The sequence below is a fragment of the Limimaricola sp. G21655-S1 genome (genome assembly GCF_027213785.1).
Classification (GTDB): Bacteria; Pseudomonadota; Alphaproteobacteria; order Rhodobacterales; family Rhodobacteraceae; genus Limimaricola.
In genome coordinates, this window is sequence record NZ_JAPWGO010000006.1 from 41,523 (window position 1) to 61,524 (window position 20,002).

Consider the following 20,002-nt stretch of genomic DNA (forward strand, 5'->3'; position numbering starts at 1 on the left):
TTCAGCCTCCCTGCCGTGGCGCGACGATCTCGATCCGGTCGCCGGGCGCGATCGGCGTGGCGGCGCGGGTGCCGGCCGGGACGAACTCCTCGTTCAGCGCCGTCGCCACCGTTTCGCCGTCGCGCCCGAGCGCGGCCAGCGCCTCGGCCAGAGTCGTGGCCGTCACTTCCTGCGGCGTGCCGTTAACCATGATCTTCATCGCAAACCTCCGGTTTGATGCCGTCGCAGATCCAGTCCGCCGCCATCCGCGCCATGCTGGGCGCGAGTAGGAAGCCGTGGCGGAACAGACCGTTGACATGGATGATCCCGCCGCGTCGCCGGATGCGCGGCAGGTTGTCGGGAAAGGCGGGACGCGCATCGGCGCCGATCTCGAGTATCTCGGCTTCGGCGAAGGCGGGGTGCAGCGCGTAGACGGCGCTGAGCAGTTCCAGCGCGGCGCGCACCGTGGCCGGGCCGCGCCCCGCGCTTTCGATCTGCGTAGCACCGAGCATGTAGATGCCGCCGCCACGCGGCACCACGTAAAGCGGGTAGCGCGGATGCAGCAACCGGACGGGCCGCGTCAGCGCCAGTTCCGGCGCGCGCAGCACCAGCATCTCGCCGCGCACGCCGCGCAGATCCGCCAGCACGTCGCGCGCGGCCAACCCGCGACAATCGATCGCCGGCCCCGTCGCGCGGATCTCCCCGGTTTCGAAGGCGACGCCACGCTCGGCCAGCCTCTGCCGCAGCCCGGACAGGGTCGCGCGCGGGTCGAGATGCGCCTCCGTTTCGACATGCAGGCCGCGCCCGAAACGCCCGGCGAGATCCGGCTCCAGCGCCGCGACCGCCTCGGCATCGAGCAACCGGCCCGGCACCCGGCGCGCGAAACGATCCAGCTCGGCCCGGTCGCGCCCCAGCGCCACCACCAGCGTGCCGCGCCGGGTCACCTGCGCCCCTTGCGCCTGCCACCATTCGGCGGCCTCGCGGCCGAGCCGCACCACCGGCTCCTCCGCCGTCTCGCCCTCGCAATCGGGCGCGAGCATGCCGCCCGCCCACCAAGAGCAATGATGCGGGCCGGCCCCCTCCTGCCGGTCGATGACCCTGACCTGCCGGCCGCGTGCCGTGAGTTCGGCCGCCACGGCAAGGCCCATCACCCCGCCGCCGATGATCTCGCGGGTCATCGCCGACCCTCGTGGAAATGATCCACCGGGCCGTGGCCCGACCCGATGCCGAGCCGGTCGGCGGCGCGGATCGCGCCCGAGAGCCAGCCCTGCGCCCGTTCCAGCGCCGCCTCGGGCGCGCGGCCGAGCGCCAGCAGCGCCGCCAGCGCGGCGGAGAGCGAGCATCCGGTGCCATGGGTGTTGCGGGTGTCGATGCGTGGGCCCGAGACCTCGTGCAGGCCGGTCCGGGTCACCAGCCGATCGATGCAGCAGGGACCCGTGGCATGGCCACCCTTCATCAGCACCGCCTCGGGCCCGAGATCGAGCAGCGCGCGCCCCTGCGCCACGATCTCCTCCGGCCGGGCCGCCACGGGGGCGCCGAGCAGCCGGGCCGCCTCGGGAAGGTTCGGCGTCAGGATCGTGGCGCGGGGCAGCAGTCGCGCGATCAGCGCCGCGACCGCCGCGTCGTCGAGCAGCGTATCGCCCGATTTCGCGATCATCACCGGGTCGAGCACCATCGGACCGGCATATCCCACGAGCGCCTCGGCCACCGCCGCGATGATCCCGGCATGGCCGAGCATGCCGATCTTGATCGCGTCGGGCGGGATGTCGTCGCGCACGGCGGCGATCTGCGCCGCGACCATCTCGGGCGGGACCGGCATCACCCCGGACACGCCGCGGGTGTTCTGCGCGGTGAGCGCGGTGATCGCCGACGCGCCATAGACGCCGAAGGCGGCAAAGCTCTTGAGATCGGCCTGGATGCCCGCGCCGCCACCGCTATCCGAGCCCGCGATGGTCAGGGCCGTCTTGATGCGCATCGTCTCGCTCCCCCGGACGGGGGACGCGGGACGGACCACGGGCGTGACAAGCCTCGGGTCGCGTCTCCGTTCCCTCCGCCGGTGCTAACCGGATCAGGTTCGATGGGTCGGCTCGCGCCTCTCAGCCCCCAGCGGGGCACCCCAACGGATTCGAGCGGACGTTAGCGGCGCGGTCAGGTTGACGCAAGGGAGGGGGCTCCGCCACCGGCCCGCGCGGGCCTCCGGCGCATTTGGAGAAAGGCGAAGGGGATCAGCGCTCGCCCTCGAAACGGTAGATCGCGAGGCCGCGCTCGCTCTCGTCGATCTCGAGGCGGCGATTGACCGGCGCATGGGCCCGGCTGGCGCAGTTCGGCCGCTCGCAGAGATAGCAGTTGATGCCGATGCCGGTGGGCGTGATCCGGTCGAGATCGAGCCCCTGCGCATGGGCGAGGCGCGGCGCATAGGCGACGTCGCAGCCCAGACCGATGGCCAGCCGGGTCGCGGGCTGGCCCAGCGTGCCGCCATGCCGGGTGATGCTGCGCGCGATCGAGAAGTAGCGCGCGCCGTCGGGCATCGAGATGACCTGCGTCTGCACCCGGTCTGGCGCCTCGAAGGCGGCGTGGATGTTCCACAAGGGGCAGGTGCCGCCGAAGGAGGAGAAGGGAAAGCGCCCGGCGCTGAAGCGCTTGGAGATGTTGCCCGCCTGATCGACCCGCACGAAGAAGAACGGGATGCCGCGGGCGCCCTCGCGCTGCAGCGTCGTCAGCCGATGCGCCACCTGTTCGTAGCTGGTGCCGAAGCGGTGCGACAGCAGTTCCACGTCGTAGCCCGCGCTCTCGCAGGCCGAGAGAAAGCGGCCATAGGGCATCAGGAGCGCGGCGGCGAAGTAGTTGGCGAGGCTGACCCGCGCCAGCGCCAGCGCCGAGGGGTCGGTCAGCCCCGAATCCGCGATCTCGTCGGCGATCTCCTGGCCGCGCTCCAGCCGCGCCAGCAGCACCGCCATCTGGAACCGTCGGCTCGGCTGGCCCAGAAGCTCCGACAGGCGCAGCTCGCCGCGATGCGCCACGTGCTGGCGCAGCCGTCCCGCCATGACGTCCGATGGCAGGATGCGGACCCGCACGTCATGCGCGCGCAGCCGCTCGGTCAGGGCGGTGTGCGGCTCGCTGCGGTGCAGCTTCATCTCCTCGGCCATGGCCTCGGCGGCGCGGTCGAGGCTGTCGACATGGTTGCGCCGCTCGAACAGCCAGGCCCGCACCGCCTGCACCGCGCGGCTGCCCTCCTCCAGCACCTCGACCTTGTCGCGATCCGCCAGCGGGTTGGTGTCGGTCTGGCGCGACAGCACCAGCTGCCGGTAGCGGTCATGCAGCCGCACCAGCGCCGCCGCGACGTTCGGCGCGGCCGAGAGCGCCTGCTCGATCTCGACCCGGCCCACCTCGGCTTCGAGCACCGGGTCCTTCAGCGCCGCGCCGAGATCGGCGGCGAGCTGCGCGTCGGTCTCGGGCGCCAGTTCGCTCACATTGATGTCGAAGGCTTCGGCCAGCCGCATCAGGAGCTTGGCCGAGGCGGGGCGCTGGTTGCCCTCCATCAGGGTGACGTAGCTCGACGACACGCCGAGCCGCCCCGCCATCTGCGACTGCGTCAGCCCCAACGAGACGCGCAGCGCCTTGAGCCGGGGGCCGATCAGGAGTTTCTGGCTGCGATCGCTCATTTCATGACTAACAATGTTTCAATCTTACGGCTTACATAAATTACATCATTACCCGTTAGCAACAAAATTATGCTGCACCTGCGCGATGACCACACTAACCTTACAGACAGAAAGGCGTCGATCCTCCCTTCGGCGCCGGCAACAGGAAGGTCATGCAGATGCCACTCGATCTCGTCCCCGCCCCCGCAGCGCCCAAGCCGGTCCTGCTGCGCGACGTGCCGGGTGCCGGCCGCGTCCTGACCGATGACGCGCTGGCGCTTGCCGCCGAATTGCAGACCCGTTTCAATCCCAAGATGCAGGCGCTCTCGGTCGCCCGCGACCGTCGGCAGGAGCGCGCCGATGAAGGCCGCCTGCCCGATTACCTCGAGGAGACCACCGGCATCCGCAAGGGTGTCTGGGCCTGCGACCCGGCCCCCGAGGCGCTGCGGGACCGCAGGCTCTGCCTCGCCACCGCCGCCGAGGCAGGCGGGCTCGCCGTCGCCCGCGCCGCCGGGGCCACGACGCTCCTTGTCGATCTCGACGAGGCCACCGCGCCCGGCTTCGCCAACCTGATCGCGGGCTTCGCGGCGCTGGCCGAGACCCCGGACGACCCCACGCCGATGCTGTTCCGCCCGCGGCCGCTCGATCGCGACGAGGCGGCGCTGCTCATCGGCGGGCATCCGGTCTCGGCCGGTCTGTTCGATCTGGCGCTGATCCTCACCCATTTCGGGGCCAGCCTCTCGGCCCGCGAGATGGGGCCCTATCTGCAGATCGGCGCGATCGACAGCCACCGCGAGGCGCGGCTCTGGTCCGAGATCATCGCCATCGCCGAGGAGCGCACCGGGCTGGCGCCGGGCACGATCCGCGTCGAGGTGTCGCTCGAGACCGTCAATGCCGGTTTCGAGATGGACGAGATCCTGTGGGAACTGAGAAGCCGCGCGCTCGGCCTGACGATGCGCCGCGCGCCGCTCACCGCCTCCTATCTGCGGCTGATGCGCGCCCATGGCGACGCGCTGCTGCCAGTCAAGCTCGACCCCGAAGCCGCTTTCCTTGGCACCTGCGCCGCGCGCATGGTCAAGGTCGCGCATCGCCGCGGCACCCATGCCATCGCCGAGGCGCCGGATGGGAGCAATCCGGCACAGCTGCGTCGCCCGCTCGACGAGGGCTGCGACGGGCTCAGGCTCGACGCGCCGGACCGGATCGACGCGGCGCGCGAGGCGATCGCCCGGGCGCTGCCGGGGCCGCATCAGATCGGCCGCCCGCGCCAGTATTTCCGGATCAGCCCCGAGATGCTGCTGAAGCCCCATGCCGGTCCCGTCACCGAGGCCGGGCTGCGCGGCACGATCCATGTCGCCATCGCGGCGCTCGCCGCCTGGATCGCCGGGCGCGGCCCGGTGCGGATCGAGGAAAGCCTGCATGGCCTCGCCTCGGCCGATCTCGCCCGGGCTAGGCTGGGCCAGTGGCTGGCCCATGGCGCCAGCGTCGAAATGGAGGCGGGCGAGACGCGCCGCATGACCGCCGACTGGCTGGCCGAGCTGATCCACGAGGAGATCGTGGCGCTGGTCGAGTGGCTCGGACCGCACAGCTTCCATCGCGGCCGCTACGCCTCGGCCGCCCGGATCGTGCAGGAGGCCGCCTGCGCCAGCCCGCAACCCGATCACGTCGCCCGCCTCGCGGCGCCGCTGCTCGACACGCTCGACTGAGATCACGCGGGGGCCTCGCACTGGCTTCGGGCCCCCGCCCCACCCCATCAACACCCAAGGACCCACCCAAATGACCGATATGACCCCCCCGAGCCGAAAGACCTATGCCGAGCGCCGTGCCGCGCTGCAGGCGCGCTTTCCCGAAGGCGCCGCCCCCGGCGGCATCGGCATCGACGACATCCTGCAGCTGCAGATGCAGAACACCTACAACACCCATCTCGACATCGCCCGCGACATGGCGAAGGTGATGCGCGCCGACATGGCCGCCTATGACGCCGACCCCGAGCATTTCACGCAAAGCCTCGGCTGCTGGTCCGGTTTCCACGCCCAGCAGATGATCCGTTCGGTCAAGCGGCTGCGCGGCACCACCAAGGGCGCCTATGTCTATCTCTCGGGCTGGATGGTCGCGGGGCTGCGCAACCGCTGGGGCCACCTGCCCGACCAGTCGATGCACGAGAAGACCGCCGTGGCCGACCTGATCGAGGAGATCTACGTCTCGCTGCGCCAGGCCGACGAGGTCGAGCTCAACGACCTGTTCCGCGCCCTCGACAAGGCGCGCGAGAGCGGCGATGCCCAGGCCGAGCGCGACGCCGTCACCGCGATCGACGGCTTCGAGAGCCATGTCGTGCCGATCGTCGCCGATATCGATGCGGGCTTCGGCAACGAGCACGCGACCTACCTTCTGGCCAAGGAGCTGATCAAGGCCGGCGCCTGCTGCCTGCAGATCGAGAACCAGGTCTCCGACGCCAAGCAATGCGGCCACCAGGACGGCAAGGTCACGGTCCCGCGCGAGGATTTCATCGAGAAGCTGCGCGCCTGCCGCATGGCCTTCGAGGAGCTGGGCGTCACCGAGGGCGTGATCGTCGCGCGTACCGACAGCCTCGGCGCGGGGCTGACCCAGAAGCTCCCCGTGAGCCAGGCCCCCGGCGATCACGCGGCCGAATACCTCAAATGGGTCGAGACCGAGAGCATCGACGGCGAGCCGACCGAGGGCGAGATCGCGATGTGGCGCGATGGCGGCTGGGCCAAGCCTGCGCGGCTGCCCAACGGCCTCGTGCGCTTCAAGGAGGGCACCGGGCGCGCGCGGGTCATCGAGGATTGCGTGGCCTCGCTCAACGACGGCGGCGCCGACCTGATCTGGATCGAGACCGACACACCCAACGTGGCCGAGATCGCCTCGATGGTCGCCGAAATCCGCGAGAAGGCGCCGAAGGCCAAGCTGGTCTACAACAACTCGCCCTCCTTCAACTGGACCCTGAACCTGCGCAAGCAGGTCCGCGCCGACTGGATCGCCGAGGGCAAGATCGCCGAGGCCGATTACCCGGACGGCACCGCGCTGATGAAGGCCGAGTTCGACGATACCGAGCTGGGCCGCGAGGCCGACGCGAGGCTCAAGCGGTTCCAGTACGACATCTCGACCAAGGCGGGCGTGTTCCACAACCTGATCACCCTGCCCACCTTCCACCTGACCGCGAAATCGGTGGACGAGCTGTCGCGCGGCTATTTCGGCGAGGACCGGATGCTGGCCTATGTCGCCACCGTGCAGCGCGAGGAGATCCGGCGCGGCATCTCGGCGGTCAAGCACCAGCACGAGGTCGGGTCGGATCTGGGCGACAGCTTCAAGGTCATGGTCGGCGGCGACCGGGCGCTCAAGGCCGGGGGCCATGCGAACACGATGAACCAGTTCGCGGCCGAATGAGAAAACCCGCCGGTCGGGCCTGACCGGCGGGTCATCGGGAACCGGGTCGGGGCGGCACGCCCCGGCCCGGTTTTCGTCATGCGGCGATGTCGGTGCGCTCGCCGGCCGAAGCCGCCGATGCGGCGCTGGCGCCATAGGCCGCGCCGGCGCGCGCGGCACTCTGCGGGTTGATCGGCGTGATGACCGCGTCGCTCTCGGGCGCCGCACCGATCGAGGAGACGAGGTTTTGCATGCGGTCCAGCTCCTGCAGCCGGATCGCCGCCGCGCGGGCGGCCGCGATGTCCGAAACCTCGGGCTCCGCGGGCTCGGTCGCGGCGGCGAGACCGATATTCTCGGCGGCCGTCGCACCGTTGAGGCCCGCGAGGCTTGCGACCTTGGACACGACCTGCTCGGTCACGGCGACGGCTTCGCTTGCGGTCTCTTCCCCGGCATCCGCGACAGGCGCGACTACCTGAGTTGCAGCCTCGGCGGCCTTCTCGACGACCGGCGACACGGCGGCGGGGGCTGTCGGTGCGGCGGGTTCTGCGACGGCTGCAACGGCTGTGACAGCCGTCTCAGTGGCAGTGGGTGCGCTGGCCGTTTTCGCCGCTTCGGAAATGTCGATGCGGATGGCCGGCTCGGTGGTGGTGGTTTGAAGCTTGGGCTCTTCGGCGGGGACGGGAGCTTTCTGCTCGACCGTGGTCTCGGACTTGGCGGCGCGCGCTTCCAGCAGGGCGGCAAGGGCGGCTTTCCAGTCGAAGCCGGTGGAACCGGCATTGAATGTGAGTGGCATGTCGAACCTCTTAAGGGTGCGTATGACCCGACTTGAGGCGTCGATTGCGGCAAGAATGGCGCGGGATTTGGCCAATACAAAAGCACATGTCCCATGACCTAAGGGTGCGCTGCCTTCGCCTTTAGGATAGCACTACCCCCTACTTCCGAAAACACTCATAGGTTACGGGAGCTTGGGTGCCGCGCGCGCTGTCGGCGAGGCGCGCGCGACCTGATCGCGTACGGAATCGATCAGTTGGCGGCGAAGCAGTAGAACAGCCCGTCACCGCCGGTACCTTGGAGCGCTTCGAGGCTGCAGCCGCGCGACGGGTGGGACGAATTCCACGATTTCGCGGCATCCGAATCATCGAGTCCCATCCGGTCGTGATGCCCGACCATAGCCGAGCCCTCGCCGCTGCTGGTCCAGTTCTCGCAGGTCTCGGCCGCCGCCGTCCCGTCCGGCATCGAGCCGGTGAGGATGTCGTGGCGGTTCGGGTCGTCGCCGCGACCGTTCACGACATTGCCCATCTCGTCGAGCGCGGTCTCCTTCGAGATCGCGTTGCCATCGCCGTGCAGCGCCTCGACATCGGCGGCGATCTCGACGCCGTCGGCATTGTACCAGGGGCCCGAGCCGATCCGGTCGCGCGCATTCTCCTGATCTGTCGAGAGATAGGCCTTCCAGTCACCCTCGGCCCCGGCCGCGGCGGCAAGCTCGGCGCAATGCGCATCGGCGCCCTCGAGGCCGCCCAGCCCGGCCCCCTGCCCCGGATTGGCGCTGGTCACGAAGAAGCTCATCGCCTGATCCTGCGCCATGGCCGCCGTTCCCATGCAGGCAAGGGCCGCGACCGTGAAAAGACGTTTCATAACCATTTCGCACCTCCTGGAGAAACATCTGCAAATCCTAACACGGTTGGGTCGATACCGGGCGAGGATTCGCCGAAGCTCTGCAACCGGTGAGCTTTTTCTACGCGCGATCAGGGGCCTCGGGTTTGGCACCCCATGCTGCCCCCAATCCATCTTGGTCCCGGCGATTCGAGACGACGGCGCCAAGGCTCGTCGCGGCGCATCTGTTCCTCGACCGGAATGCCGCGAATTCGGGCAATCGCCCTGATGCGGGCGGATCGCATCGGCCATTCCCCGCCATGTGGGCGCCCCGGCACCAATGCTGTGGATAAACTTCGAGCGCCCTGCCAAAGTCGGCACGTGTCAATCTCGCACGGGAGGCTGGAGATGACCCGAACACCCCACCTGAAAACGGCGACCGCGGAGGCGCGCGGCACAAACCCATCGACGACGCGAAAGGCGCTCGAACCCTATGGGACACCGCAGATGCAACATGTCCGCGTGGCGCAGACGCGCATGCTGGAGGAAACCCGAACCTTCTTCGACGCATGGTTCGACCGGCGCCACAAGATGACCCAGGCCATGGGCGAGTTGGCCACCGAGATCATGGATGCCGGCGCGGACGGTGCACGGATCTCGGACGCGATGTCGCGCTGGCACGAGGGCGCCGGCGAAAGGCTGCGCGCCGATGTGCAGGACTGGATGACGCTCTGCACCAACTGCGCCAGCCATCTGGCGCGGGAAGCGACCGAGGCCGAGACCGAGATGATCGACAACACGGTCGAGATGGCGCGCCGGGCCGGAACCGTCCGTCACGCCACGCCCGTCTGAGACCGGGCATCGGATAAAGGCGCGGCCCGGGGGCCCGGGCCGCGCCGCTCAACCGACCCGCTCGAGCAGCGAGACGTAGCTGGTCACCGCCGCGCCGCCCATGTTGAACACCCCCGCGAGCTCGGCATCGGGCACCTGCATGCCCCCCGCCTCGCCCATCAGCTGCATCGCGGCCATCACATGCATCGACACGCCGGTCGCGCCGATCGGATGGCCCTTGGATTTGAGCCCGCCCGAGGGGTTCACCGGCAACCGGCCGTCCTTCAACGTCACGCCCTCCTCGATCACCCGGTGCCCCTGTCCGGGTGCTGCGAGACCCATCGCCTCGTATTCCAGAAGCTCGGCGATGGTGAAGCAGTCATGCGTCTCGACGAGCGACAGGTCGTCCAGCGTCACGCCGCCCTGCTCCAGCGCGCGGGCCCAGGCCCGCTTCGGCCCCTCGAAGGCCAGCACGTCGCGGCGGCTCATCGCGAGGATGTCGTTCACATGGGCCCGCGCCCGCACGGCGATGGCGCGGCGCATCGTCTTCGCGGTCTCGGCATCCGCCAGCACCAGCGCCGCCGCGCCGTCGGAGACCAGCGAGCAGTCGGTACGCCGCAGCGGCGCCGCGACATAGGGGTTGCGGTCGGTGACGGCGTTGCAGGCCTCGAAACCCAGATCCTTGCGCAGATGCGCATAGGGGTTCTCGACGCCGTTGGCGTGGTTCTTGGCGGCGATCCGGGCCAGCGCCTCGGAGCGGTCGCCATAGGTCTGGAAATAGCTCTGGGCGATGCGCCCGAAGATCCCCGCGAAGCCGCCCGGCGTGTCGCCCTCTTCCGCGCGGTAGGAACAGCCGAGCAGGATGTCGCCCACCTGCGCCCCCGGCGTCGCGGTCATCTTCTCGGCCCCGACGACGAGGGCGACCCGGCCCCGGCCCGAGGCGATGAAATCCATCGCGCCGTTGATCGCCGCCGATCCGGTGGCGCAGGCGTTCTCGTAGCGCGTCGCCGGCGTGTATCGCAGCCCGTCATGACCCATCGCCACCAGCGAGGCCTGGAAATCCTGGTCCGAGAAGCCGTTGTTGAAGACGCCGACGAAGACGCCGTCGACATCCTCGGCGCCGATCCCGGCATGCTCCAGCGCCGGTGCCGTCACCTCGGCCATCAGCGCCGCGGTGTCCGGCGCCTCGCTCTTTCCGAACACGCTATGCGCCCAGCCCACGATCTGCGCCTCGGCCATCACGCCTCCTCCCTTGAATCTGCGCCGCCCTCCCGCGGCAGCCGCCATGCTCGGACAGGGCGGCGGCATTGGCAAGGGGCGCGACACGATCGCGAGAGCGGCGCCGGCGGGGAGGCTCGCGGCGCCCTCTGGTTCAGCCGCCGGCCCGGCTCAGCAGCAGGCAGGTTTCGGAATTGAGCACGCCGGGGATCTCGCGGATGTCGCCGAGAACCCGGTCGAACTCGGCCAGAGAGGCGGCCTCGATCCGCGCGACGAGATCCCAGGCGCCGTTGGTCGAATGCAGCTCGGCCACCTGCCGCATCCGCCGCAGCCGTGCCGCGACGCCACGCGCCTGCGGGCCCTGAAGCTCGATCAGCATCACCGCGCGCACGAGGTCGTCGGCATCGGGGGCGCCCAACTCGACCGTGAAGCGGCGGATCGCGCCGTCACGGCACAGGCGTTCGATCCGCGCGCTCACCGTGGCGCGCGACAGGCCCAGCTCGGTGGCCATCGCCACCACGGGCATGCGGGCGTCCTGCTGCAGCAGCGCCAGCAGGCGGCGATCGGTCGGGTCGAGTTGGGTCATGCGCATTTCGTCGGTTGATTTGACAGATTGTAGGAAGAACCGCGCGTCATGCGCAATCCGCCCCCTCCCCAGCACCCGAGGAATGTTACAGGATCGGGCATAACCGCTGCATTGGAGTGACAGATGACCGACGCCCCCGCCCCGTCCAAGCTCGCCATGGTGCCCTTCGTCTCGGTGGCCCAAATGATGGAGATGGTGAACAGCATCGGGCCGCGCCGGATGATGGCCGAGCTGGCCGATTACATCGAAGAGGATTTCCGCCGCTGGGAGCTGTTCGACAAGACGCCGCGCGTGGCCAGCCATTCGCCCGAAGGGGTGATCGAGTTGATGCCGACCTCGGATGGCGAGACCTACGGCTTCAAATACGTCAACGGCCACCCCTCGAACCTCAAGCGCGGGTTCCAGACCGTCACCGCCTTCGGCGTGCTGGCGCGGGTGGACAATGGCTACCCGATCCTTTTGTCCGAGATGACGGTGCTGACCGCGCTCAGGACCGCCGCCACCTCGGCCGTGGCCGCGCGGCACCTCGCGCCCAAGGGGGCGAAGACCCTCGCCATGATCGGCGCCGGCGCGCAGTGCGAGTTCCAGGCATTGGCGTTCCAGGAGATGCTCGGCATCGAGAAGGTCAGGATCTACGACATCGACCCGGCGGCGACGAAGAAGGCGGTTGCCAACCTCGCCGATAGCGGGCTCGACATCACCGCCTGCGACAGCGGCGAAGAGGCGGTGGCGGGCGCCGAGATCATCACCACCTGCACCGCCGACAAGCAGTATGCCACGATCCTGACCGACAACATGGTCGGGCGCGGCGTGCACATCAACGCCATCGGCGGCGACTGCCCCGGCAAGACCGAGCTGCACCGCGAAATCCTGCTGCGCTCGGACATCTTCGTGGAGTATCCCGAGCAGACGAGGATCGAGGGCGAGATCCAGCAGCTCGACCCCGATCACCCGGTGACCGAGCTGTGGCAGGTCATCACCGGCAAGGCCGAGGGCCGACGCGCGCCCGACCAAATCACGCTGTTCGACAGCGTCGGCTTCGCCACCGAGGATTTCTCGGCGCTGCGCTACGTGCGCGATCAGCTCGACCGGACCGGGCATTACACGATGCTCGACCTGCTCGCCGATCCCGACGACACGCGCGACCTCTACGGCATGGTGCGCCGCGCCAAGGGTTGAGGCGTCAGAACGGGTCGAGGATCGCCACGCCGGTCGGCTCGAAATCCGAGACGTTGCCGGTGACCACCGTCGCCCCGTGCGCCAGCGCGGTGGCGGCGATCATCAGGTCGGCGCCGCCATGGCCGATCCCGGCCGAGAGCCGACCCCAGATCCGCGCCTCTTCGGGCCCGAAGGGCAGGATGCGATCGGAGAACAGCCGCGTCGTGCGGTCGAGCCAGCCGCGCAGATCGGCGGCGAAGCCCGGGTCGCGGTCCTCCTGCCGGGCGATGCCGCGCTCGATCTCGCCCAAGGTCACGGCGCTGAGAAACAGCGCCTCTTCCGGCTGCGCCCGAAGCCACGCCGCGACGGCGGGGGCGCGGCCCGAGCGCCGCACCGCCGAGATCACGTTGGTGTCGAGAAGATAGATCAAAACGCCACGTCGCGTGGCCGCGCCTGCGGCCGCTCCGTACCGTTCTCCATGCCGGGGAAATCGAGAAGGTGCTCGGCGAAGCTGCCACGCTCGGCGCCCGCCGCCGCGACGAGACGCGCATATTCGGCGGCCGACAGCACCACCACGGCGGGCTTGCCACGCCGCGTCACCTCCTGCGGGGCGCCGGCGAGGGCCGCATCCACCACCGCGCTGAACCGGTTCTTCGCGTCCTGGAGGCTCCACATAACCGCAACTCCTGTCTAGATACCTGTCTAGATAGGAGTATGTGCGGCGTGGTTCAAGCCCCCTGCCCCGCCTTGAACCAGCGTATCAGCGCGCGGCGATCCTCCTCGGAGATGTCGGTGACGTTGGCGGGCGGCATCGCGTGGCTGACCCCGGCCTGCAGGTAGATGGCGCGGGCGTTCTGGGCGATGTCTTGCGGCGTCTCCAGAACCACCCCCTTGGGGGCCCAGCGGATACCGTCCCAGACCGGCTCGCGCGCGTGGCACATCGAGCAGCGCCCGACCACGATCTGCTCCGCCTCGTGGAAGCCCTCTGCCTCCGCGAAGCGCTGCTCGTAGGCGGTCATGGGCCGGGCCTCGGCCTCCTCGTAGCTGCCCCACATCGGCGCGGTCGAGAGCCAGGCGAGGATCAGGAACAGGATGACGGTGACGCCCCAAGTCCAGTGCGGCCCCTTGCCGGTGGCGTGCATGGTGTTGAAGTAGTGCCGGATCGTGACGCCCATCAGGAACACCAGCGACGCGATGATCCAAGAATACTCGGTGGCGAAGGCCAGCGGGTAGTGGTTCGACAGCATCAGGAACACGACCGGCAGGGTCAGGTAGTTGTTGTGCGTACTGCGCAGCTTGGCGATCTTGCCGTATTTCGGATCCGGCTTGCGCCCGGCCTTCAGGTCGGCCACCACGATGCGCTGGTTCGGCATGATGATCAGGAACACGTTCGCGGTCATGATCGTCGCGGTGAAGGCGCCGAGATGCAAAAGCGCCGCGCGGCCGGTGAAGACCTGGTTGTAGCCCCAGCTCATCGCGACGAGCAGCGCGAACAGCAGCACCATCAGCAGCGTCGGCCGCTCGCCCAGCCCCGACTTGCACAGCCGGTCATAGACCAGCCAGCCGATCGTCAGCGAGCCCGCCGAGAGCGCGATCGCCTGCCACACCGCGAGATCGGCGCGGGACGGGTCGATCAGGTACAGCTCCGCGCCGACCCAGTAGACGATCATCAACAGCGCCGCGCCCGAGAGCCAGGTCGCGTAGCTCTCCCATTTGAACCATGTCAGATGCTCGGGCATCGCGTCGGGCGCCACGAGATATTTGCGGATGTGGTAGAAACCGCCGCCATGCACCTGCCATTCCTCGCCATGCGCGCCGGGCGGCAGGTCGGGGGCCTTTCTCAGGCCGAGGTCGAGCGCCACGAAATAGAAGGACGAGCCGATCCAGGCGATGGCAGTGATGACGTGAAGCCAGCGCACGGCGAAGCCGGCCCAGTCCCACAGGATTGCGAAATCGTGCATCTCGTCCTCTCGTTATGGCGAGGGCCACTCTAGCGAGAGGCGCCGCGCGACGCCAAGCCATGGCGCGGCAGAGCAGTTTCAAACGAAACCGGACAATCCCGCGCCGCCCGGCCCGTTCCCGCTAATCGGGCGTTCCGCCTTGGCGGCGCGCGACCGCGCAACGCACGCCCCGGTCACGGGGCGTTGCGACCCCGCCCCTATGCTCGCGCCGATGCCACGCCCCGCGCAAAGAGGACGCCATGCCCCAGATCTCGGCCATATTGTCGCTGCCCTACATCCAGCCCGGGCAGGCGCAGAAGCACGTCACCCATAACGAGGCGATCCAGCGCCTCGACGCGCTGGTGCAGCCGGTCGTGGCGGATCGCGACCGCGGCGCGCCGCCATCCGCCCCCGAGACGAGCGCGCGCCACATCGTGGCCGATGGCGCCACCGGCGACTGGGCCGGGCAATCGGGCCGCATCGCGATCTGGGATGGCCGCGCTTGGCTGTTCGAGACCCCCCTGCCCGGCTGGCGCGTCCATTGCCTCGCCGAGGCGACCGAGTTGATCTTCGGCGCGGATGGCTGGGAGAGCCAGGCCGAGCGACCGTTCGAAGCGGCGCGCCTCGGCCTCAACGCCGGGGCGGATGCGAATGATCGGCTCAGCGTCTCGGCGCCCTCGACGCTTCTCAACCACGATGGCGCGGGGCACCGGCTGAAGCTCAATCGCGCCGGCGCGTCGGACACCGCGTCGCTGCTGTTCCAGACCGGTTTTGCGGGCGGGGCCGAGATGGGGCTCGCCGGCGAGGCCGATTTCTCGATCAAGACCAGCGGCGACGGGTCGGGCTGGACCACCGCGCTGCGGCTCTCCTCGGCCGACGGGCGCGCCTCCGGCGCGGCGGTGCAGTCTGACCCGCTCGACGCGGCGCCGGGGCGGCTCGTGGCGGTGGGCGGTTTCGGCCTCGGCGCGACGGCGGCACCACGCGTGGGCGACGCCGATGCGGCCCTCGCCTCGGGGCTTTATGCGATGGACCTGCCGGCGCCCGCCGCACCGGCGGGCAGCAGCGGCCCGGCCATCCTCACGGTCTCGGCGCATGGGCCGCAGGAGGTGGCGCAGCGCCTGTGCGAAACCGCCACCGGGCGGGCCTGGCGCCGCGCCCGGGCGGGCGGGGTCTGGCAGGGCTGGCGCCGGGAGATCGGTCAGGCCGACCTGCTGGGCCCGGTGGGCCTGAGCGACGGGTTGCCGAGCGGCGCGGTGTTCGAGACCGGGACCACGCCGGGCGGCAGCTATCTGCGCCTCGCCGACGGGACCCAGATCGCCTGGTGCGACGAGGCGCTCTTCGCCCGGGTTTCGACCGAGCGGCTGGAGCATGTCTGGAGCTTTCCCGCTCCGTTCGCCGCGATGCCGCAGGTCAGCGCGACGCTGCCCGGGGCCGAGTCGGCCTATGCCGGGCTCGCCCCCGGCGATATCGGCGGGCTGATGCAGGAGACCGGCAGCGCCTCGGCGGCGCTGCGACTGCCCCGCGTCGCGGGCGCCTCCGGCTTCGCGGCCGGGGCGCAGGTGGCGGGGCTGCGGCTTCTGGCGATCGGTCGTTGGACCGGCGGTTAGAAGCTGACGCCGACCCGGCTCGCCAGCCCGAGGCTGGTGCCGAGCAGGCCGAAGATCGTCGTCGCCGAGGTCACCGGGCTCTCGGTCGCATAGACGAGGTCGCCGGGCAGAATCTCGAATTCGCCCGCGCTGAACAGCCCGTCGGCAGAGGTCAGATCGATGGTGAAGACGACCCGGCTCTGATCCGGTCCCCCGGCGCCGGGCGTCACCGCCTGCGCCGGATAGCGGCGCAGCACCAGGATGCCGCCCGGATCGGCGCGGCTGTCGGAGACGCCGCCGATGATCGCCATCGCCTCGAGCGCGTCGAGCCGGTCCTCGGTGAAGTAATGCACGGACTCGGTGCCCGCCGCGCCGAGCGACAGGAACTTGCGGTCGTCCGCCTCGACATGGATCTTGTCGCCGCCCTTGAGCGTGGTGTCGAGGCGCGGGTTGTCGAGCAGCCGCTCGACCGAGGTGCCGTAGATGCGGCCGTCGCGGGTCAGCCGGATCTGCGGGTTGCGCAGGCTCTTGTCGACGCCGCCGCCCTCGGCGATCAGCCCCATCACCGTGAAGTCGTTGTCGGGCAACGGGTAGCTGCCGGGCTGCGCCACGCCGGCGACGAGGCTGACCGTGTTCTGTCGGCCTTCTGCGAAGCCGAGCTGCACCTGCGCCGATGGCGTGACATCGGCATATTCCGCCTCGACCCGGTCGCGCGCGGTCTCGGGGCTCATGCCGGACACCTTGATCGTGCCGACATAGGGCAGGAACACCGTGCCGTTGGCGCCGACGCGTTGCTCGGGCAGGGACACGAAGCGCTGCCCCGGGGCGGTCAGCAGGCCGTTCTCCTCGGTGCTCCAGATGGTGATGCTGAGGCTGTCGCCGGGCGCGATGATCCGGGTCTGCGGCTGGTCGACCCGCTCGATCCAGGAATGCCCGGTGCCGCCATTGCCGGGCCAGGCCGCGTAGACCGGCAGCAAGGCCCGGGTCACCGGCGCGACCTCGAAGTCCCGCACCTGTTCCGCGCCGAGGGTCTGGGTCTGCAGGATCTCGCTGCGCAGCGCCGCGCCGCGCGGCAGGGAGCCGCAGGCCGCCAATAGAAGGACGAGCCCGAACAGGACGGGGAGACGCGCTGATGCCATGCCGATGATCCGTTGCCTGCCTTGTTTTGCGCCAACCTACCGCAGCAGGGTGCCCAAGGAAACACCGCACGCGCGCATCAGACGAGACCCCAGCCCAGTTGCACGGCATAGAGGGTTACCCAGGGCAGGATCACGAGGTTCTCCAAGGGTCCGTTGACCTTGATCAATCGCAGACCGGCCTTGCGCTCGCTGAGCGGCCAGAGCAGCGGCACGCCGGCGCCGCGCACGGTGAAGCGGGTGCCATGTCCGAAGCTGACCGCATCGGCCGCGAGATGGGTCGCGATTCCCGCGCCGAATGCCAGCCCCACCGGCGGCGAGACGATCCACATCGCGGCCGTCGCGAGGATCAGGAACACCGCCGAATGGGTGCCGCCCCGATGCCCGAAGGTCATCAGGATGATCCGCGACAGCGGCCAGAGCCTGCGACCGAGCTTACTGTAGGGCGTATCGACATCCGGCAGGATCGCACCGATCAGCGCCGCCGCCATGATCGGCAGGCCGAGGCGCGGCGTCGCGGCGGCCAGATGCACCCCCGCGACCGCGCCGAGCGCCAGATGCGTGCGTCCCATCATCGCCGCCGATTCCCTTTTCGTTCCGCCGGATGGCCCCATGTAGCGGCTGTGGCGAAGAAGGCCAGCGGACCGCCGCGTCAGCGCGCGTCGGCGGGAATGTACTCGTAATAGAACGGGTCGCTGTCGATGAAGCGGTAGAGCGCGTCGGCGCCCTCCGGTCGCTGGACCGGGAAATTGCGCCCGCTCTCGCGCGCCGTCGAAAGCAGCGCCTCGACGGCGGCCGCGCTGCCGGGTCCCCAGACCCCGTCGACGGGCCCCGAGAGCAGCCCCGCGTCGCGCAGCCGGCCCTGCACGTTGCGGCGGCGGTATTCGGGCAGCCGGGCGAAACCCTCGGCGATGCCACGCGCCCGCTCCTCGGCGCGGCTGGTCTCGTCCTCGTCCTGCCCGTTCTCCGGCGGCGCCGCGGCTGGCGCGGCGTCCTCGCGACCCAGCGCGGCGCGCAAATCGTTCAGCACCTCGTCGTTTCCGCCTTCGGCGGCGATGGCGGCCTGGCCCTCGGCCCTGAAGATGCCGATCGAGGTCAGGAGCTGGCGTTCGATGCAGGCGGCGTCGCCCTCGCAGGCCTGCCGCCGTTCGAGCTGGATGTCGGCGATGCGCCGTGCCTCGGTCTCGCCGATCCGGTCGACGAGCTGGCCATAGACGCCGACCATGCGCTGTTCGAGCTCGGCCAGCCCGGGTGAGGCGCAGATGGTCCGCTCGGTGGCGGTGCGCGCGTCGTCGCAGTCGAAGGATGGTTGGGCGGCCATGACGGTCGGCATCGCCGTCATGAGACCGAGGGCGAGGAAGGTCGCTTTGTGCATCGTCATGCTCCTTCGAAAGGCTCTTCGCGGACCAATCGCCAGACCCGGCCTCTCGTTCCCCGGCGACTGGCGCGCACAGCCAGAGGTTGTCCGCCCCCCGCCCTGCTGACATAGTCGCCGCGATTTCTCGCAGCATGAGCAGGATGGACATGCCTCCCAAATTCGGAACCAGCGGCCTGCGTGGCCTCGTCACCGATCTCACCGATGACCTCGTCCATGCGCATGTCCGGGCCTTCCTCGCGGCCTGCCCGCATGGCGGCGCGGTGCATGTCGGCCGCGACCTGCGCGACAGCTCGCCGCGGAGCGCCGCCACGGTGAGCGCGGCGATCCGCGGCGCGGGGCTCTTGGCGGTCGATTGCGGTGCGGTGCCGACCCCGGCGCTGGCGATGTCGGCGATGGCGCGCGGCCATGCGGCGGTGATGGTCACCGGGAGCCACATTCCGGCCGACCGCAACGGGTTGAAGTTCTACCTCCCCTCCGGCGAGATCGCCAAGACCGACGAGGCCGCGATCCTCGCCGCGCTGAACGAGGGCGGCGCGCCCGACGCCGCCACCGAGGGCGCGCTCGAGCGGGACGCCGATTGCGCCGCGCGCTACGTCGCGCGCTACCGCGACGGTTTCGGCCCGCAGGCGCTGTCCGGGCTGCGGATCGGCGTCTACGAGCACAGCAGCGTCGCGCGGGATACCCTGGCCGAGATCGTCGCCGCGCTCGGCGGCGAGGTGGTGCGGATCGCCCGATCCGACAGCTTCATCCCAGTCGATACCGAGGCCGTGGACCCCGAGACCCGCCAGAGGCTCGCGGACTGGACCGCCGAGCATCGGCTCGACGCGATCGTCTCGACCGATGGCGATGCCGACCGGCCGATGGTCACCGACGCGCGCGGTGCGCTGGTGCCCGGTGACGTGCTGGGGCCGCTCACCGCGCAGCTTCTGGGCGCGCGGATCGTCGTGTCGCCGGTTTCGTCGAACACGCTGGTCGAGGCGATGGAGGGCTTCGAGGTGCGACGCAGCCGGATCGGCTCGCCCTTCGTGATCGCCGGGATGGAGGAGGCCCTTGCGGAGGATTCCGCCGCGCAGGTGGTGGGCTACGAAGCCAATGGCGGGTTCCTGCTCGGCTTCGAGGCGCGGGGCCCCGAGGGCGCGATCGCGCCGCTGATGACCCGCGACGCGGTGCTGCCGATCGTGGCGCCTCTGGCCGCGACGCGGGCCAAGCGGTGCGGCCTCGAGGAGCTGGCGGCGCAGCTGCCGCCGCGCTTTACCGCCGCCGACCGGGTGCAGGAGATCCCGTCGGATCGGTCCATGGCGCTGATCGAGGCACTTCGGGCCAGCGCCGATGAGCGGGCCGCGTTCTTCGATACCGGCAGCGACGAGGCCGGGATCGACGAGACCGACGGTCTGCGGATCGGTTTCGCCAATGGCGAGGTGGTGCATCTGCGCCCCTCGGGCAACGCGCCCGAATGCCGGCTCTATACCGAGGCCGACAGCGCCGAGCGGGCGCGGGCGCTTCTGGAGGCCCACATGAACCGCCTCGCCGAGAGGCTCGGCGCGCGCGCCTGAGTTCGGCTCCGGGGGACTTGCC

The 20,002-nt window shown here is 70.0% G+C and carries 20 protein-coding genes and 1 riboswitch; of the genes, 6 read left to right on the forward strand and 14 right to left on the reverse strand.

Translation table 11 applies throughout. The annotated features are described in order from the left end of the window. Position 1: 1 nt before the first annotated feature. From thiS to O4G76_RS07970, 4 genes are all read right to left on the reverse strand, one after another. Positions 2 to 199, reverse strand: coding sequence for a sulfur carrier protein ThiS (gene thiS, locus O4G76_RS07955; RefSeq protein ID WP_269396833.1), 198 nt, complete (start codon positions 197 to 199; stop codon positions 2 to 4). Further along, positions 183 to 1,157, reverse strand: a complete 975-nt coding sequence (locus tag O4G76_RS07960) for an FAD-dependent oxidoreductase (RefSeq protein WP_269396834.1) — start codon at positions 1,155 to 1,157, stop codon at positions 183 to 185. The genes thiS and O4G76_RS07960 overlap by 17 nt, the downstream gene beginning before the upstream one ends. After that, entirely contained in the window at positions 1,154 to 1,954 is an 801-nt protein-coding gene (gene thiD / locus O4G76_RS07965; RefSeq protein WP_269396835.1) for a bifunctional hydroxymethylpyrimidine kinase/phosphomethylpyrimidine kinase, read from the reverse strand. Before thiD ends, O4G76_RS07960 begins: the two co-directional genes overlap by 4 nt. A gap of 53 nt (positions 1,955 to 2,007) precedes the next feature. Further along, positions 2,008 to 2,108: riboswitch (TPP riboswitch) on the reverse strand. A gap of 96 nt (positions 2,109 to 2,204) precedes the next feature. After that, positions 2,205 to 3,641, reverse strand: coding sequence for a short-chain fatty acyl-CoA regulator family protein (locus tag O4G76_RS07970; protein ID WP_269396836.1), 1,437 nt, complete (start codon positions 3,639 to 3,641; stop codon positions 2,205 to 2,207). Between the two features lie 152 nt (positions 3,642 to 3,793). Between O4G76_RS07970 and O4G76_RS07975 the strand changes: the two genes are divergently transcribed. Next, complete coding sequence (locus O4G76_RS07975) at positions 3,794 to 5,323, forward strand: malate synthase A (RefSeq protein WP_269396837.1); 1,530 nt, start codon at positions 3,794 to 3,796, stop codon at positions 5,321 to 5,323. A 70-nt stretch (positions 5,324 to 5,393) separates the two neighbouring features. Next, the gene (locus tag O4G76_RS07980; protein ID WP_269396838.1) at positions 5,394 to 7,022 is read left to right on the forward strand and encodes an isocitrate lyase; all 1,629 of its coding nucleotides are present in this window, start codon (positions 5,394 to 5,396) and stop codon (positions 7,020 to 7,022) included. Between the two features lie 76 nt (positions 7,023 to 7,098). Here O4G76_RS07980 and O4G76_RS07985 read toward each other — a convergent pair whose 3' ends face one another. Beyond that, the gene (locus tag O4G76_RS07985; protein WP_269396839.1) at positions 7,099 to 7,869 is read right to left on the reverse strand and encodes a hypothetical protein; all 771 of its coding nucleotides are present in this window, start codon (positions 7,867 to 7,869) and stop codon (positions 7,099 to 7,101) included. 155 nt (positions 7,870 to 8,024) lie between these two features. Then, complete coding sequence (locus tag O4G76_RS07990) at positions 8,025 to 8,636, reverse strand: hypothetical protein (protein WP_269396840.1); 612 nt, start codon at positions 8,634 to 8,636, stop codon at positions 8,025 to 8,027. A 465-nt stretch (positions 8,637 to 9,101) separates the two neighbouring features. Between O4G76_RS07990 and O4G76_RS07995 the strand changes: the two genes are divergently transcribed. Then, positions 9,102 to 9,446, forward strand: coding sequence for a hypothetical protein (locus tag O4G76_RS07995; RefSeq protein WP_269396841.1), 345 nt, complete (start codon positions 9,102 to 9,104; stop codon positions 9,444 to 9,446). A 48-nt stretch (positions 9,447 to 9,494) separates the two neighbouring features. Here the strand turns inward: O4G76_RS07995 and O4G76_RS08000 are convergent, their stop codons facing one another. Then, a complete protein-coding gene (locus O4G76_RS08000) occupies positions 9,495 to 10,664 on the reverse strand; it encodes an acetyl-CoA acetyltransferase (protein WP_269396842.1) in 1,170 nt (389 codons plus the stop codon). A gap of 133 nt (positions 10,665 to 10,797) precedes the next feature. Continuing rightward, positions 10,798 to 11,229, reverse strand: a complete 432-nt coding sequence (locus O4G76_RS08005) for an Lrp/AsnC family transcriptional regulator (protein WP_269396843.1) — start codon at positions 11,227 to 11,229, stop codon at positions 10,798 to 10,800. Between the two features lie 123 nt (positions 11,230 to 11,352). On the opposite strand from O4G76_RS08005, the gene O4G76_RS08010 reads away from it, so the two are divergent. Further along, positions 11,353 to 12,408: an ornithine cyclodeaminase gene (locus O4G76_RS08010; protein ID WP_269396844.1), complete on the forward strand. Its 1,056-nt coding sequence runs from the start codon at positions 11,353 to 11,355 to the stop codon at positions 12,406 to 12,408. 4 nt (positions 12,409 to 12,412) lie between these two features. Here the strand turns inward: O4G76_RS08010 and O4G76_RS08015 are convergent, their stop codons facing one another. From O4G76_RS08015 to O4G76_RS08025, 3 genes are read right to left on the reverse strand one after another with little or no spacing between them, the layout of a single operon-like run. Then, the gene (locus O4G76_RS08015; RefSeq protein WP_269396845.1) at positions 12,413 to 12,817 is read right to left on the reverse strand and encodes a type II toxin-antitoxin system VapC family toxin; all 405 of its coding nucleotides are present in this window, start codon (positions 12,815 to 12,817) and stop codon (positions 12,413 to 12,415) included. Beyond that, a complete protein-coding gene (locus O4G76_RS08020) occupies positions 12,814 to 13,062 on the reverse strand; it encodes a type II toxin-antitoxin system Phd/YefM family antitoxin (protein ID WP_269396846.1) in 249 nt (82 codons plus the stop codon). Before O4G76_RS08020 ends, O4G76_RS08015 begins: the two co-directional genes overlap by 4 nt. Before the next feature lie 53 nt (positions 13,063 to 13,115). Further along, entirely contained in the window at positions 13,116 to 14,348 is a 1,233-nt protein-coding gene (locus O4G76_RS08025; protein WP_269396847.1) for a urate hydroxylase PuuD, read from the reverse strand. 239 nt (positions 14,349 to 14,587) lie between these two features. Here O4G76_RS08025 and O4G76_RS08030 point away from each other — a divergent pair, with 239 nt between their 5' ends. Continuing rightward, positions 14,588 to 15,934: a DUF2793 domain-containing protein gene (locus tag O4G76_RS08030; RefSeq protein ID WP_269396848.1), complete on the forward strand. Its 1,347-nt coding sequence runs from the start codon at positions 14,588 to 14,590 to the stop codon at positions 15,932 to 15,934. Here the strand turns inward: O4G76_RS08030 and O4G76_RS08035 are convergent. From O4G76_RS08035 to O4G76_RS08045, 3 genes are all read right to left on the reverse strand, one after another. Continuing rightward, on the reverse strand, positions 15,931 to 17,052 hold the full coding sequence (locus O4G76_RS08035) for a polysaccharide biosynthesis/export family protein (RefSeq protein ID WP_269396849.1): 1,122 nt from the start codon (positions 17,050 to 17,052) through the stop codon (positions 15,931 to 15,933). The two genes, O4G76_RS08030 and O4G76_RS08035, sit on opposite strands and share 4 nt — an antisense overlap. Before the next feature lie 77 nt (positions 17,053 to 17,129). Beyond that, complete coding sequence (locus tag O4G76_RS08040; protein ID WP_269396850.1) at positions 17,130 to 17,624, reverse strand: metal-dependent hydrolase; 495 nt, start codon at positions 17,622 to 17,624, stop codon at positions 17,130 to 17,132. 77 nt (positions 17,625 to 17,701) lie between these two features. Next, positions 17,702 to 18,424 carry a hypothetical protein gene (locus tag O4G76_RS08045; protein WP_269396851.1) on the reverse strand — a complete coding sequence of 241 codons (723 nt, stop codon included), beginning with the start codon at positions 18,422 to 18,424 and terminating at the stop codon, positions 17,702 to 17,704. Positions 18,425 to 18,573: 149 nt separating this feature from the next. Between O4G76_RS08045 and O4G76_RS08050 the strand changes: the two genes are divergently transcribed. Further along, positions 18,574 to 19,980, forward strand: coding sequence for a phosphomannomutase (locus O4G76_RS08050; protein ID WP_269396940.1), 1,407 nt, complete (start codon positions 18,574 to 18,576; stop codon positions 19,978 to 19,980). The last annotated feature ends 22 nt before the right edge of the window (positions 19,981 to 20,002 follow it).

Coding starts and splice junctions, on each gene's coding strand:
- thiS (WP_269396833.1), bottom strand. CDS start 199: ATGAAGATCATGGTTAACGGCACGCCGCAGGAAGTGACGGCCACGACT.
- O4G76_RS07960 (WP_269396834.1), bottom strand. CDS start 1,157: ATGACCCGCGAGATCATCGGCGGCGGGGTGATGGGCCTTGCCGTGGCG.
- thiD (WP_269396835.1), bottom strand. CDS start 1,954: ATGCGCATCAAGACGGCCCTGACCATCGCGGGCTCGGATAGCGGTGGC.
- O4G76_RS07970 (WP_269396836.1), bottom strand. CDS start 3,641: ATGAGCGATCGCAGCCAGAAACTCCTGATCGGCCCCCGGCTCAAGGCG.
- O4G76_RS07975 (WP_269396837.1), top strand. CDS start 3,794: ATGCAGATGCCACTCGATCTCGTCCCCGCCCCCGCAGCGCCCAAGCCG.
- O4G76_RS07980 (WP_269396838.1), top strand. CDS start 5,394: ATGACCGATATGACCCCCCCGAGCCGAAAGACCTATGCCGAGCGCCGT.
- O4G76_RS07990 (WP_269396840.1), bottom strand. CDS start 8,636: ATGAAACGTCTTTTCACGGTCGCGGCCCTTGCCTGCATGGGAACGGCG.
- O4G76_RS07995 (WP_269396841.1), top strand. CDS start 9,102: ATGCAACATGTCCGCGTGGCGCAGACGCGCATGCTGGAGGAAACCCGA.
- O4G76_RS08000 (WP_269396842.1), bottom strand. CDS start 10,664: ATGGCCGAGGCGCAGATCGTGGGCTGGGCGCATAGCGTGTTCGGAAAG.
- O4G76_RS08005 (WP_269396843.1), bottom strand. CDS start 11,229: ATGACCCAACTCGACCCGACCGATCGCCGCCTGCTGGCGCTGCTGCAG.
- O4G76_RS08010 (WP_269396844.1), top strand. CDS start 11,353: ATGACCGACGCCCCCGCCCCGTCCAAGCTCGCCATGGTGCCCTTCGTC.
- O4G76_RS08020 (WP_269396846.1), bottom strand. CDS start 13,062: ATGTGGAGCCTCCAGGACGCGAAGAACCGGTTCAGCGCGGTGGTGGAT.
- O4G76_RS08025 (WP_269396847.1), bottom strand. CDS start 14,348: ATGCACGATTTCGCAATCCTGTGGGACTGGGCCGGCTTCGCCGTGCGC.
- O4G76_RS08030 (WP_269396848.1), top strand. CDS start 14,588: ATGCCCCAGATCTCGGCCATATTGTCGCTGCCCTACATCCAGCCCGGG.
- O4G76_RS08035 (WP_269396849.1), bottom strand. CDS start 17,052: ATGGCATCAGCGCGTCTCCCCGTCCTGTTCGGGCTCGTCCTTCTATTG.
- O4G76_RS08040 (WP_269396850.1), bottom strand. CDS start 17,624: ATGATGGGACGCACGCATCTGGCGCTCGGCGCGGTCGCGGGGGTGCAT.
- O4G76_RS08045 (WP_269396851.1), bottom strand. CDS start 18,424: ATGCACAAAGCGACCTTCCTCGCCCTCGGTCTCATGACGGCGATGCCG.
- O4G76_RS08050 (WP_269396940.1), top strand. CDS start 18,574: ATGCCTCCCAAATTCGGAACCAGCGGCCTGCGTGGCCTCGTCACCGAT.